Source organism: Brevundimonas sp. UBA7664, from assembly GCF_002483305.1.
Lineage (GTDB): Bacteria > Pseudomonadota > Alphaproteobacteria > Caulobacterales > Caulobacteraceae > Brevundimonas.
The window spans coordinates 26501-39892 of the sequence record NZ_DLHQ01000022.1 but is presented as its reverse complement, the minus strand read 5'-3'; the positions used below and the strand labels follow the sequence as shown (position 1 = coordinate 39892).

The following is a 13392-nucleotide window of genomic DNA, read 5'->3' as shown; positions in this document are numbered from 1 at the left end:
TGGTTAGTGGCTAGTGACTAGTGGCCAGTGATCGCCGCTTCACTGGCTGCGGCAGGGCGGCGCGGACCGCGCTTTCGCACCGGCGGCGGCCAACCACTAACCACTAGTCACTAGCCACTCGCCACTCACTTCCACGCCGGCCCGACCACCTCGAACCCCCGCGCCTGGAGGCCATCCAGCACGCCGCCCTCCTCGGCCAGCAGCCGCAGCGGGGCGACGCCCATGATCACGCCGGGCGAGATCAGCGAGGTCTCGATAGCCGCCGCCCACTGCTGGCGAAGCTGCGGCGCGATCTCGGGGTCGCCCCACGGCCAGCACTGGTTCAGCGCCCGGTCCAGCGGCGAGGCGATGACGTCCGCGACCCGCAGCGCCCGCCAGTCCTCAGCCCGGTCCCGCGCGGCGTCCACGCCGACCTCGGCGGCGGCGAGGGCCGCCCTGACGCAGGGCAGGTGAGCCGATTGCGGCGCCGCGATCAGGCTCTGGACGATCTCGTCACCGCGCACCGTTCCCACCGGACGGAACGAGACCCGCGCCCGCCGCGCGGCGCGCCGGATCACGTCCGTCGCGTCGTCCCCGCCCCGCTCTCCGGTGTAGCCGGCCTTGTCCCGCATCAGGTCGAAGCTGAGGAACAGCAGGCTCTTGCGCCGCCAGTCCTGATTGCGCTCGCCGGCCATCACGGCCTCCAGCCGGGCCTGATCCTCCGTCGTCAGATAGTCGGCGCTGGTCATACCCTGGGGCAGCTGGCCGATGGTCCGGGCGCGCCAGATGATGCGGAACAGGTCGGCCACCGAGGCGCGGCCCTCCTGCGGCAGCAGGATCTGGTCGGCGCGGGCCGCGGCCGCCTCGAGCTCGTCGGGACGCCAGGCCAGGTCGCGCGGAATGCCGGTGATCGCCCCCACCAGCACCAGGGTGCTGTCGCCCCGCGTCACGGTCCACATCGGCGCGCCCGACCGTCGCGCCTGGATGATCACGTCGTCCAGACGGGCCGTCCCGGGATCCGTCGTCTGGGCGCTGACAGCGCCCGCCGAAAGGCCGGCGGCGCACAACAGGATGAGGACAGAAAGAACGGTGGCGAATGATCTCACGGCTATACCCTTCTTCACCTTGGCGGGATCAAGTAACCGCAGACCCATTTCAGAACACATTGATGACAGGTCCGTAATCTGTCGGAGATTTAATCCACCTGTCCGTCTTGTAACTGGAGAGTGCCGCGACAGGACGCCACACCTTCGTCACACGACGAGGGGAATCCTGCAATGACCAAGACCATCCTGATGGCGACGACGGCCATCCTGCTGAGCGCCGGCGCGGGCTTGGCCCAGACACCCCCGCCCGCCCCCGGGCCCACCGCCGACTCCGCCGGACAGGGGATCCTGGTCTTCACCCCCGACTTCTTCGCCGACCAGCGCCCGAACACGGCCCTGGACATGGTCAGCCGCGTGCCCGGCTTCAGCGTCGTCGATGGCGACGGCAGCCGCGGCTTTGAAGGCTCGGTCGGCAATGTGCTGGTCAACGGCGCCCGGCCGGCCTCCAAGAACGACACCGGTTCGGCCGTGCTGTCGCGCACCCTCGCCGGTCAGGTCGAGCGGATCGAGCTGATCCGCGGCGGGGCGCCCGGCATCGACATGCAGGGCTTCGCCGTCGTCGTGAACGTGATCACCCGCACCGAATCCAGCCGCCAGTCGATCCTGACCCTTGAGGCCGCCCTGTTCGACGGCGGACAGGATCTGTACGGCGGCTCGTACCAGTTCACCGCCAAGGACGGCGACACCACCTGGGGCGTCACGCTGAGCGACGGCCGGTCCATGAGCGACGCCAACGGCGTCGGGCCGGTGATCCGCCGTGACGCCAACGGCGTCATCATCCGGCAGGAGGACTATTACAACGATCAGTACGGCGGCGGCAGCGGAATCCGCGGCAACTACGCCACGCCTTTACTGGGCGGGAAGATCGACCTGACGGCGCGCTATGGCGTCAACGACTACCACTCGATCGATCTTCAGACGGCGCCGACGGTGCGGCGCGAGAACCTGTACGACAACGACGGCTCGAGCGGAGAGTTCGGGGCGGTCTACACCCGGCCTCTGAGCGCGCGCCTGAACCTGGAGACGCGGTTCATCCATCAGTTTGAGTCCTTCGAGGGCGTTTCGACCTCGCGCACCCGGATCGGCGGGATCGACAGCCCCGAGCAGCGGTTCGTCGGCGAGGGCGACGCTTCGGAGACGATCCTGCGTGGCACGCTGCGATTCGAACGCTCGACCGCCCTGACCTTCGAGAGCGGCGGCGAGATGGCCTACAATATGCTCGACACCCGCCAGGCGTTCACCGTCGGCGGCGTGGCCGTGCCCCTGCCGTCGGCCTCGGTCATGGTCGAGGAGCTGCGCGGCGAGGTGTTCGGCAAGAGTACATGGCGCGTGCGGCCCGACCTGACGCTTGAGGCCGGGCTGCGGCTGGAGGGCTCGACCATCACCCAGTCGGGCGACGCCGAACAGGAGAAGAGCTTCTTCTTCGCCAAGCCCCGGTTGCAGGCGACCTGGACCCCGCGGCCGAACAACCAGCTGCGCTTCCGCTTCGAGCGCGAGCTGGGCCAGCTGGACTTCGGCGACTTCGCCGCCTCGTCCGATCTGACCGACGAGAATGTGCTGGGCGGCAACGCCGACCTGGAGCCGGAACAGCGCTGGATCACCGAACTGACCTATGAACGCCGCTTCTGGGAGGACGGCATCATCAGCATCGGCGTGCGTCACGACGAGATCGTCGACGCCATCGATGTGATCCCGCTCGACATGGGCCTGTCGGCGGTGGGCAATATCGGCGACGGCACGCTGGATCAGCTGGTGGTGAACATCCTCGTGCCGATGGACCGGGTCGGCTTCACCGGCGGCCGTCTGGGCTTCCGCAACACCTGGAACCACACCGAGGTCACCGACCCGACCACGGGCGAGATCCGCCCCATTTCGCAGATCCGCCCCTCCCAACCGGCCTTCACCATCGCCCAGGACATCACCTCGTGGAAACTCCAGTGGGGCGGGGCCTATCTCGCGAGCCTGCAACAGGTCGGCTACGGCCCCGACCAGACTTCCGGTTTCCGCGGCGCCGACTATTTCGAGGTCTGGGCCGAGTATAAGCCGACGCCGACCCTGTCGCTGCGGGCCCAGCTCAATATCTGGGACGATTTCGAGGTCGAGCGCACCGTCTATGCGGACCGTACCCCGGCCCGGCCGATCGCCTATGTCGAGAACCGCTACATCGATCCCCGCACCTTCGTTTCGCTGCGGCTGAAGAAGACGTTCTAAGGGGCGGCCACGTCCCCGCCCCAAGCCTGTCGGCGAATTAATCCACCTGTCCGGCTTGTAACTGGAGGCGCCGCCGGTCGCCGGGCACCGTTCCTGCAACAGGGAGAGGGATAGATGACCAAAGCGATCTGGCTGGCCGGAGCGGCCGTGTGCGCGTTCGCCGGACCGGCCTTGGCCCAGGGCGCCATGCCCGAGGTCGCCGCCGGGCCGACCTCGAGCGCCCCTGCCGTCGACGCCGCCCAGCGGGGCGTGCTGGTCTTCGAGCCCGCCTTCTTCGCCGACGCCCGGCCGGACACCGCCTTCGACATGATCAACCGCCTGCCGGGCTTCGGCCTGATGATGGGCGACAGCGGCACGCGGGGCCTGGCGGGCTCCGCCGGCAACGTTCTGGTCGACGGCGCGCGGCCGTCGACCAAGAGCGACAGCCTGGACCAGATCCTGCGCCGCATCTCGGCCGCCAGCGTCGCCCGCGTCGAACTGATCCGCGGCGGCGCGCCCGGCATCGACATGCAGGGCCAGTCGGTCGTCGCCAATGTCGTGCTGATCCGGACCGTGACGACCGAGCGGGTGATGGAGGCCAACTCCTATTTCTACCCGGACGGCTACATCGGCCCGATCCTCGCCGGCCGCTATTCGCGGCGGGAAGGGGACAATCTGATCGAGGCGTCGATCACCGCCACGACCGACCGCACCGACGGCACCGGCGACGGCTTCCGGCGCCGCTATGACGCCGCCGGGACCCTGATCCAGGATGCTGACCTGATCCTGTGGGACCGCTTCCGCAATGTGCGCGCCACCGGCGCCGTCCAGCGCCGGGTGGGCGACGGTCTGTTGCGCGTCAACGGCCTGCTGGGCTGGTTCGGGAGCGAGCGCGCCCAGGACGTCCTGATCCGTTCAGGCGCCGGCGTGGACAGCTTCAATGACGAGGAATCCGACTCGATCAACGGCGAGCTGGGGATCAACTGGACGCGCGATCTCAGCCCGCGGCTCGGCCTCGAGCTGACCGGACTGCAGCGGTATTCGACCGAGGACTACACCGGCGTCTCCGAGAGCGCGGGCGACAATTCGATCTTCACCGCGGACTCCACCTCGGGCGAGTCCATCGGTCGCGGCGTGGTGCGATTCCGGCCCAACGATCGCTGGGCGTTCGAGACCGGCGGCGAGGTGGCCTACAACTTCCTCGACAGCGCGACCGCCTATGAGGAGAACGGCGTGGCGATCCCGCTGCCCTCGGCCTCGGTCAAGGTCGAGGAGCTGCGCGGCGAGATCTTCGGCCAGACGACCTGGCGACCGAGCCCGAAACTGACGATCGAGGCCGGCCTGCGGGTCGAGGTTTCGGAAATCAGCCAGTCCGGCGACAGCGACCTGACCAAATCCTTCGTCTATCCCAAGCCGCGGGTCCAGCTGACCTGGACCCCTTGGGACGGCCACCAGTTCCGCTTCCGCGCCGAGCGCGAGGTGGGGCAGCTGGACTTCGGCGACTTCGTCGCCTCCGCCGACATCGACATCGGCCAGGTCGAGGGCGGCAACCCGGACCTTGAGCCCGACAAGACCACCATTCTGGAAGCCGTCTATGAGCGCCGCTTCTGGGGCGAGGGCGTGCTGACCATGACGGCCCAGCACGGCGAGGTCGAGGATGTGATCGACTTCATCCCCCTGGCCGGCGGCTTCGACGGCGTCGGCAACATCGGCGACGGCTCGTTCGATCTGTTCGAAACCCGCCTGACCCTGCCGATGGACAAGCTGGGCATCCCCAACGCCCGCCTCCAGGCCCGCGCCAGCTGGGTTCATACCGAGGTGACCGATCCCCTGACCGGCGAGATCCGCCGCTTCCGGGGCAACCAGGCGTTCGGCTGCGGGGTCAACTTCAATCACGATCTGATGGGCGGCCGCTGGTCCTACGGTTTCGACCACGGCTGCAACCTCGACAAGGGGCGCGCCTTGCGGGTCCGCGAGGTCCGGGCCTTCTACAACGAGCCCTTCGTCACCCTGTACGGCCAGTGGAAACCGCGCGCGGACCTGACCGTCCGGGTCGACCTCGGCAACGCCACCGACCGGTCCTCCGGCTATGACCGCGACATCTACACCGGGCCCCGCGACAGCGCTCCCCTGGCCTTCCGCGAGGTGCGACGCACGCAGATGAGCCCCTGGCTGTTCGTCCAGATAAGAAGGACCTTCTGAAGAAGGCGACACGCCCCAAGCCCAAACTGCGGCGCGCGCGCCCTCGACGCGCCAAAAAGGGCGGAACCTCGCGGTTCCGCCCTTCCTGTTTTCAGTCCCGGTTCCGGGTCAGCCCGCGGTGCTGGCGTCCGGCTTGGCGACATTGCCGTCTTCCTGACCACGATCGGTCAGGGTGGGTCCGGGATGGTTCTCGGCGTCATTGGCCCCGTGGGACCAGCCCTTGATCAGGAAGCTGATCAGGATGAAGCCCACGCCGATGCCGACGCCCCACTGGCCCAGCTTGTTGAAGCCGTCCAGCGAGGTCGCCAGGGCGCCCTGCGGGTCCAGAACCTGGCCGCCGACCGTCTCGGTGCCCATCAGGCCGGCGATCCTGCCGCCGACGAACTGGGCGATGGAGCTGGCCAGGAACCAGACGGCCATCATGAAGCTGACGACCGAAGGCATGGACAGTTTGGTGATCTCCGACAGCCCCACCGGCGACAGGAACAGCTCACCCGTCGTGTGCAGCATGTAGAGCAGGGCGAGGATCATCAGCGGCATCTGGAAGGTCGGACTGACCATGCCGGAGCTGGCGGCCCAGACCACCACCAGGAAGCCGAGACCGACCTGGATCAGGCCGAGACCGAACTTCATGGTCGGGTTGGGGTCCATCTTCTTGCTGGCCAGCCAGGCCCACATCGCCGCGAAGATCGGGGCGAAGATGAGGATGAAGCCGGCGTTGAACGACTGCACCTGCGCCGCCGTGATGGTGGCGTCGATCCAGAAGCCCGAAGGCGTGATCCCCGCCGCGGCCAGCTGGGCCGGGGTGCCGATGGTGATGCCGAGGAACTGCATCGCCACGGGGGTGATGGTCAGGTCCACGTTGCGGTCGGCGAACAGATTGAGTGAGGTGCCGGCCTGTTCGAACAGGGTGAAGAAGACCACGGCGCCGAAGATCAGCACCAGGGCCAGCATCATGCGCTGACGCTGCGCCCAGGTCTTGCAGACGAACAGGATGACCAGAAGGATGGCCCCCAGCGATGCCACGGTCGCCAACGTGAGCACCGTGCCGACGAGGGCGTTGCGCTGGACCATGAACCAGACCACGCCGACGCCGAGGACGGCGAGGATGTAGATCAGCCATTCACGGTTGAGCGGGCCGAACAGCGGGCGTTTCAGCAGTTCGGGGTTGGGCGGTTCGCCCTTGCCTTGCAGCAGCGGCTTGCCGAGCACGAACACGACCCAGCCCAGCGCCATGCCGAGGCCGGCGAGACCGAAGCCGGCCCACCAGCCCACGGTCTGGCCGAGATAGCCGCACAGGACCGCCGCCCAGAAGGCGCCGAGGTTGATGCCGTAATAGTAGAGGGTGAAGCCGGAATCCCGCCGCGGATCGCCTTGCGGATAGAGCTGGCCGACGATGGTCGAGATGTTCGGCTTGAGGAAGCCGACACCCATGATGATCAGCGACAGGGCGAGATAGAAGATGTTGACGCCGCCGGTGTCGCGATCCTGCTTCATCTCATAGGTTCCCGGCGCCAGGGTCGCCGGAAGGACCGAGCCCGCGGGCAGGCCCTCGACGGCGATGCCGCCGCCTTCGGCCGGGCCGAACTCATATTTCTGGCCGTCGACGACGATGGCGACGTCGCGGCTCGCGCCCCGGCCTTCGGCCGAGATATCGTAGGCCGCGCCGGCATAGGTCAGGGTCTCGGTGGCCGGACGGCCCTCGAGGGCCATCATGCCGTGACCGGCGACCAGCAGCAGGGCGCCGAAGGCGATCGCCTTGCGGGTGCCGATATAGCGGTCGGCCATGATGCCGCCGAGCAGGGGAAGCAGATAGACGAGCGAGGTGTAGGAGCCATAGGTCGACCCGGCCAGGGCGTCATCGAACAGGAAATGCTGGGTCAGGAAGAAGATCAGGATGCCGCGCATGCCGTAGTAGGAGAAGCGCTCCCACATCTCGGCGAAGAACAGGATGATCAGTCCGCGCGGATGGTGTTTCAGAATCTGCATCAAAACGGGCACGCCCGTCAGCAGGGTGATGATCAGACCGGCGATGATGACGATGTTCATGCGAGATCTCCCCGCAGACGTCGGATTCTGAACCCGCAGGACGCCGAAAACGTCCCCCCAATGTCCGTTCTACTCAACGGCTCACTCCCATATTGCTGCGCCCCACCTGACGCGCGAGGCCGCATAAGCAGCACGGGGCGGAAGACCGGACAAGGGTTAAGGGTAAATTGGCTGTGAGGTGGCGCATCGCCGGGCGGCGCGGCAGGATGGCCGGATTCGGCGAGAACGGGCTCTTGATGACGACGACGCGGCGAACGGCGCTGATCGGATTGGGCGGGGCCACGGCGCTCGCGGCCTGCGGGTCCCCCTCCCCGGCCCGGACCGGCGATGTGGTCGCAGTGGGTCAGCCCGCCGCCCTGCTGATCTGGGCGGTGGCGCGCGAGCGGCTGGCCGGCTGGCCGCTCAAGCCCTCGACCGACGGCCTGGCGGCCCTGCCCGCTCTGGCCGCCGGCCTGCCCGAACTGGGGGCGTTGGGCGGCGGCGGGCGACCGGCGAATCCGGAGGCGCTCGCGGCGCTGAAGCCCCGACTGGTGATCGACTATGGCGACACCGATCCGGAGAACCAGAGCCTCGGCGACCGGATGAAGGCGCGCCTCGGCGTCGACTGGCGCCTGATCGACGGCGCCCTGACGCGAATCCCCGAGGCGATTCGCGAGGCCGCTGCCCTGCTGGACGCTGAAAGGACCGCCGCCGGCCTGGCCGACAAGGCCGCCGGGGTGCTCGAACGCTGGCGCCGCGCGCCCGCCGGGCCGGCCTTCTACTATGCGCGCGGACCCGACGGGCTGGAGACCGGCTTCCGTGGCGCCCTGGCCACCGAGGTGCTGGAGGGCGCGGGCTGGACCAATGTCGCCGTGGGCTCGCGCGACATCGGCCGGGTCTCCCGTGAACAGGTCGCCGCCTGGGACCCCGAGGCGCTGGTCACCCTGAGCGCCGCCTTCGCCGCAGCCGTCCGTCGCGATCCCGTCTGGCGCACCCGGCGGGACGGAAGCCGACGGCGGGTGTTGCTGTTGCCGGATCAACCGTTCGGCTGGATCGACCGACCGCCGTCGGTCAATCGCCTGCTTGCCTGCGCCTGGCTGGCGGACCCGGCCGGGGCGCCGATGGAGGTCGCGGCCCTGACCCGCCGCCTGTACGGCATGTCGCCGGTCGCGGTGGCCATGCCGCAGTGGATACCGTGAGCCGGTTGAGGGCCGCCCTGCTGCCGGCGACCCTCGTCCTGCTGGCGCTGGCCGGCGCCCTGGCGGTGATGGCGACGGGGCCGCTGGGCGTGGCGCCCGACGCCTTGCTGGCGGCCCTGACCGGGCAAGGGTCGGCCGAGGCGGAACTGGCCCTGGCCCTGCGCGGGCCCCGTCTGCTGTCCGCCCTGACCTGCGGCGCCGCCCTGGCCGGCGCGGGGGCGGGATTCCAGATCCTGTTCCGCAATCCGCTGGCGGCGCCCGATCTGCTGGGGGTCTCGTCCGGGGCCGGTCTCGGCGCGGCCCTGGCCCTGCTGCTGGGCGCCGGCGCGGCCCTTGTGCAGGGGGCCGCCTTCGCCGGCGGCCTGGCCGCCGGAGCCCTGGCCCTGGCCTGCGCCGCCCTGACCCGCAGCGGCGACGGCCGCCTCGCCCTGATCCTGTGCGGCGTCGTGGCCGGGGCCCTGGCCTCGGCGGGCGTGGGTTTGGTCGTCGTCATCGCCGACCCCTGGTCGCAGCTGCCCTCGATCACCTACTGGCTGCTCGGCTCTTTCACCCGGGCGACGCTGAGCGAGGCGGTCATCGCCCTGGTCCCGGTGGCCTTCGGCGCCGCCGTGCTGATCTGGCTGGGCTTCCGGCTCGACATCCTGTCGCTGGGGGATGAGCAGGCGCGGTCGCTGGGCCTGCCCGCCCGGCCCCTGCGGCTGCTGGCCCTCGCCGCCGCCGCCCTGATGACCTCCTCGGCCGTCGCGGTGGCCGGCGTGGTCGGCTGGATCGGCCTGCTGGCGCCCCACGCCGCCCGCCTGATCGTCGGCGAGCGGGCGGGGCGGCTGATCCCGGCCTCCATGGCCCTGGGCGCCCTGTTCGCCCTCGTCATCGACCGGCTGGCCACCGCCTTCGGCCCCGCGGAAATTCCGGTCGGCCTGCTCTCCGCCGCCGTCGGCGCGCCGGCCTTCCTGATCCTGTTCGTCGTCACATCGAGGCGGTCGTGAGCGGCGTCCTGCTCGAGGGCCTGGTCGCGGGCCGGTCGTCGCGCGGGGGCGGGGGCTTCCGCCTGCCGCCGCTGGATCTGGCCATCATCCCCGGCGAGTTGGTGGTCCTGATCGGGCCCAACGGCGCCGGCAAGACCACCCTGCTGAAGACCCTGGCGGGCCTGCTGCCACCGCTGGCGGGGTCGGTCGCCCGGCCCGCCGCCGCCTTTCTGCCGCCGCCGGGGGCGGTGTCCGCCGGCTTCTCCGCCCTCCACCTGACGGCCCTGGGCCGCGCCGGGAGGCGCCGCTGGTCGCCGGGGCTGACGGCGGACGACCTCGCGGCGGCGCGAAGCGCCCTGGATCGACTGGACGTGCTCGACCTCGCCGACCGCCCCTTCGACCGGCTGTCCAGCGGCCAGCAGCAGCTGGTGCTGATCGCCCGCCTGTTCGTGCAGGACGCGCCGCTCTGTCTGCTGGACGAACCCCTCGCCCTGCTCGACCCGGCGCATGCACAGGCGGTCGAGGCGGCGATCCGGGCCCTGGCCGCCGAGAGGCGCGTGGTGATCGCCTCGACCCATCACCTGCCCTTCGCCGCCCGCGCCGACCGGGTGCTGGCCATCGGCCCCGACGGGATGGAGGCCGCCACGCCCGCCCGCGCCCTCGCGCCGGACCGGGTCCGCGCCCTGTTCGGGGTCGAGGTTTCGGGCTGTCCGTGCTGCGGTCAGGCCTTGAGTTGAGGGTGGCGGCGGGAGATCAGACCTCGACCAGATCCAGTCGACGTTCGATCCGGTCCAGGCGCAGGCCGAAGTGATCCATCCGGCGATTCACCGACACGAAGTTCTCTTCGATCGAGGTCATGCGCACCTTGATGTGGTGCATGTCTTCCTTGATGTTGGCGATGTCAGTCTCGACGCGTCCAAGCTGCGCCTGGATTTTCTGAAGCACCGGAACGACGATGTCGGTCACCTCTGACATGGTGCGAACATAGCGTGAAAACGGAGACCCGCCAATGACCCGCTGGTTCGCGGCCCTCGCCCTTCTGGCCTTGTTCGCCTCTCCCGCCGCCGCGCAGTACGCGCCCCGCTGGTCGTTCGCCATCCACGGCGGGGCCGGGGTCATTGAGCGCGCCAGCCTGACGCCGGAACAGGACGCGGCCTATCGCGCCGCTTTGCACCGCGCGCTGGAGGCCGGGTCGGCGGTGCTGGCCGCCGGCGGCTCTTCGCTGGACGCGGTGCAGGCGGCGATCGAGCTGATGGAGGACGATCCTCTGTTCAACGCCGGGCGCGGCGCGGTCTTCACCGCCGCCGGCCGCAACGAGCTGGACGCCGCCGTGATGAACGGCTCGGACCTGACCGCCGGGGCCGTTGCCGGGCTGACCACCACCCGCCATCCGATCGCCGCCGCGCGGGCGGTGATGGAGCAGTCGCCGCACGTCATGCTGATCGGCGAGGGGGCGGATACGTTCGCCGCCTCGGTCGGGCTGGAGCAGGTCGACCCGGCCTTCTTCTTCACGGAGCGGCGCTGGCGCGGGCTGGAGACGGCCTTGCGGGCGCAGAACCTGCCGATCCCGGAACGGCCCGCCGGCGCACCGGGACCGATGGCGGAGAGCACCCTGCCCGCACCGCCGCTGAACGAGCGCAAGTTCGGCACCGTCGGGGCGGTGGCGCTGGACAGCGAGGGACGGCTGGCGGCCGGCACCTCGACCGGCGGCATGACCGCCAAACGCTGGGGCCGGGTCGGAGATGTGCCGGTGATCGGGGCCGGGACCTATGCCTCGAACCGCGACGGCTGCGCGGTGTCGGCGACGGGGGATGGTGAGTTCTATATTCGCGCCAGCGTGGCGCGGGACATCTGCGGTCGCATCGCCGGCGGGGCGACGACGCAGGTCGCCGCCCAGGCCGAGGTGGACGACGCCCTCGCGCTCGGCGGGTCGGGCGGCGTCATCGTGATGGACACGGGGGGTCAATCGAGCTTCGCCATGACGACCTCTGGCATGTATCGCGGCGCCGTCTCCAGCGATGCGCCCGCCGCCGTGGCCATCTATGGCGATGAGGACCTGCAACCGTGACCAAATCCGACATTCCCGGCGTCATCGCCCCGCCGCCGGTCATCTATCTCGGCTTCCTGCTGCTCGGCTGGGGTCTGGCCGAGCTCGGTGCCCGACCCGAGGCGGTCGAGGCCGGCCTTGGCTGGCTGGCGGCGGGCTTCGGGCTGGAGCTGCCGGTCCGGCGCGGCGTCGCCCTGACCCTGATCGTCGGCGGCCTGTTGCTGGACGGGATGGCGGCGGGCCTGTTCCGTCGCCGGGGGACGGCGGTCGAGCCTTGGAAGCCGTCGACCGTCCTGATCAACGAGGGCCCGTACCGTTTCAGCCGCAACCCGATCTACGTCGGCTTCGCCGTCACCTATGTCGGCCTGACCGTGGCCATGGACAGCTGGGTCGCACTGCTCCTGCTGCTGCCCTGCCTGGCGGTGATCGACCGCTTCGTCATCGCGCGCGAGGAACGCTACCTCGCCGCCAAATTCGGCGCGCCCTATGAGGCCTATCGCCAGAAGGTCCGGCGATGGCTGTGAGCGATGACGAACTCTCGGCCATGGCCATCGAGGAGCTGGACCAGGCCTGCAGCCTGATCTGGCCCGAGCTGATCAAGATCACCCCCTGGGGCGACAGCTTCGTCGGCATCGCCCCCTCCGGCCGCGAGGTCGAGGTCGAGCGCCGCTACCTCTGGGCCCACGAACCCGAGGGCGCCGTGGCCGTCGAGATCGAGGTGCGCGACATCGGCGCCCGCACCGGGGCCGAGGCCCGGGCCCTGATCACCCCGCCGCGCTGACCACTCGCCCGAAGCGGGAATCGGTCGCGCCGTTAACCTTTGTCGTTGCCAAGCGGAGCCGTCGGGGCAAGATGCGCCCCGACCGGTTCACGGCCTCTGGAGGGGGAGCAGCATGTCCTACGGCGCCGACTTCGCCACCGCCGACCCGGGCAACGCCCCGCTGGACGCACCGCTGTACATCGGGGCTGACCCCTTCGTGTGGGGCGCGATCCTGCTGGGACTCGCGGCGGCCCTGCTGTTGGGCTGGTACATGGGCGCGCGGTCGAACACCCGTCGCACCGACGCCGCCCACGCCATCTGGAAGGATATCCATGACGCGGCCCGCTCCGCCATGGGGGCCGACGACAACGCCCTGAAAGGGCGGGCGGAAGCGTTGCTGAAGGTGGTCGACGGCCGGCTGGGCAAGACCCTGACCCTGGTCGGCGGCCTGTCAGAGTCCATCGGCGAGATGCGGGACGCGGTCCATGGCCGGCGGCCATCGGAGGGTCACGGGCACGGCCATGGCGGCGGGCATGACCACGGACATGACGCCGGGCACGGCGCGGCGGCCCATGGACCGGCGCACGACGCTGCCGCCGGCCACGAGGCCCACCCGGCCGCCACCCCGGCGGTCACCATCAACGTCCACGCCGGGGGCGCAGGCGGACATCCGCCGGAAGAGACCCATGTGCACGAACCCAGGGGTCTGACCGTTCGCGAACAGACCAATGCCCTGCGGCTGGCCGTCGCCGCCTTCAACCAGCACTGGCGCGACGAGTCCGCCCGGGTCGCCGAGCTGCGCGCCGCCCACGCCGAACTCTCCAACCCCGGTCATTCCGCCGCGGGGCGCGTCAGCGGAACCCGCGCCAAACACTGAAAACCCGGTTTCGTCCCCCGGAGAAACCGCCTAAGCCTT

General features: G+C 70.0%; 12 protein-coding genes. 9 read left to right on the top strand and 3 right to left on the bottom strand.

Going from position 1 to position 13392, the window contains the following annotated elements:
- Window positions 1–125 precede the first annotated feature (125 nt).
- Window positions 126–1085: a TraB/GumN family protein gene (locus B2742_RS04565; RefSeq protein WP_292063485.1), complete on the bottom strand. Its 960-nt coding sequence runs from the start codon at window positions 1083–1085 to the stop codon at window positions 126–128.
- 171 nt (window positions 1086–1256) lie between these two features.
- Here B2742_RS04565 and B2742_RS04560 point away from each other — a divergent pair, with 171 nt between their 5' ends.
- The gene (locus tag B2742_RS04560; RefSeq protein ID WP_292063483.1) at window positions 1257–3296 is read left to right on the top strand and encodes a TonB-dependent receptor plug domain-containing protein; all 2040 of its coding nucleotides are present in this window, start codon (window positions 1257–1259) and stop codon (window positions 3294–3296) included.
- A gap of 114 nt (window positions 3297–3410) precedes the next feature.
- On the top strand, window positions 3411–5477 hold the full coding sequence (locus B2742_RS04555; RefSeq protein ID WP_292063481.1) for a TonB-dependent receptor plug domain-containing protein: 2067 nt from the start codon (window positions 3411–3413) through the stop codon (window positions 5475–5477).
- Window positions 5478–5585: 108 nt separating this feature from the next.
- Here the strand turns inward: B2742_RS04555 and B2742_RS04550 are convergent, their stop codons facing one another.
- Window positions 5586–7526: a peptide MFS transporter gene (locus B2742_RS04550; protein WP_292063479.1), complete on the bottom strand. Its 1941-nt coding sequence runs from the start codon at window positions 7524–7526 to the stop codon at window positions 5586–5588.
- A gap of 236 nt (window positions 7527–7762) precedes the next feature.
- On the opposite strand from B2742_RS04550, the gene B2742_RS04545 reads away from it, so the two are divergent.
- The 3 genes from B2742_RS04545 to B2742_RS04535 are packed head-to-tail and all read left to right on the top strand — an operon-like array spanning window position 7763 to window position 10406.
- Window positions 7763–8704 carry a hypothetical protein gene (locus B2742_RS04545; protein ID WP_292063477.1) on the top strand — a complete coding sequence of 314 codons (942 nt, stop codon included), beginning with the start codon at window positions 7763–7765 and terminating at the stop codon, window positions 8702–8704.
- Window positions 8701–9690, top strand: a complete 990-nt coding sequence (locus B2742_RS04540; RefSeq protein ID WP_292063475.1) for a FecCD family ABC transporter permease — start codon at window positions 8701–8703, stop codon at window positions 9688–9690. Before B2742_RS04545 ends, B2742_RS04540 begins: the two co-directional genes overlap by 4 nt.
- Entirely contained in the window at window positions 9687–10406 is a 720-nt protein-coding gene (locus B2742_RS04535) for an ABC transporter ATP-binding protein (protein WP_292063473.1), read from the top strand. Before B2742_RS04540 ends, B2742_RS04535 begins: the two co-directional genes overlap by 4 nt.
- A gap of 16 nt (window positions 10407–10422) precedes the next feature.
- On the opposite strand, the gene B2742_RS04530 is transcribed toward B2742_RS04535, so the two are convergent.
- Window positions 10423–10635: a hypothetical protein gene (locus B2742_RS04530; RefSeq protein WP_292063471.1), complete on the bottom strand. Its 213-nt coding sequence runs from the start codon at window positions 10633–10635 to the stop codon at window positions 10423–10425.
- A gap of 43 nt (window positions 10636–10678) precedes the next feature.
- On the opposite strand from B2742_RS04530, the gene B2742_RS04525 reads away from it, so the two are divergent.
- The 4 genes from B2742_RS04525 to B2742_RS04510 all read left to right on the top strand — a co-directional run bounded on the left by B2742_RS04525 (window position 10679) and on the right by B2742_RS04510 (window position 13353).
- Window positions 10679–11737, top strand: coding sequence for an isoaspartyl peptidase/L-asparaginase family protein (locus tag B2742_RS04525; protein WP_292063469.1), 1059 nt, complete (start codon window positions 10679–10681; stop codon window positions 11735–11737).
- On the top strand, window positions 11734–12240 hold the full coding sequence (locus tag B2742_RS04520; RefSeq protein ID WP_292063468.1) for a methyltransferase family protein: 507 nt from the start codon (window positions 11734–11736) through the stop codon (window positions 12238–12240). The genes B2742_RS04525 and B2742_RS04520 overlap by 4 nt, the downstream gene beginning before the upstream one ends.
- A complete protein-coding gene (locus B2742_RS04515; RefSeq protein ID WP_292063466.1) occupies window positions 12231–12497 on the top strand; it encodes a hypothetical protein in 267 nt (88 codons plus the stop codon). Before B2742_RS04520 ends, B2742_RS04515 begins: the two co-directional genes overlap by 10 nt.
- A gap of 112 nt (window positions 12498–12609) precedes the next feature.
- Entirely contained in the window at window positions 12610–13353 is a 744-nt protein-coding gene (locus tag B2742_RS04510; protein ID WP_292063464.1) for a hypothetical protein, read from the top strand.
- The last annotated feature ends 39 nt before the right edge of the window (window positions 13354–13392 follow it).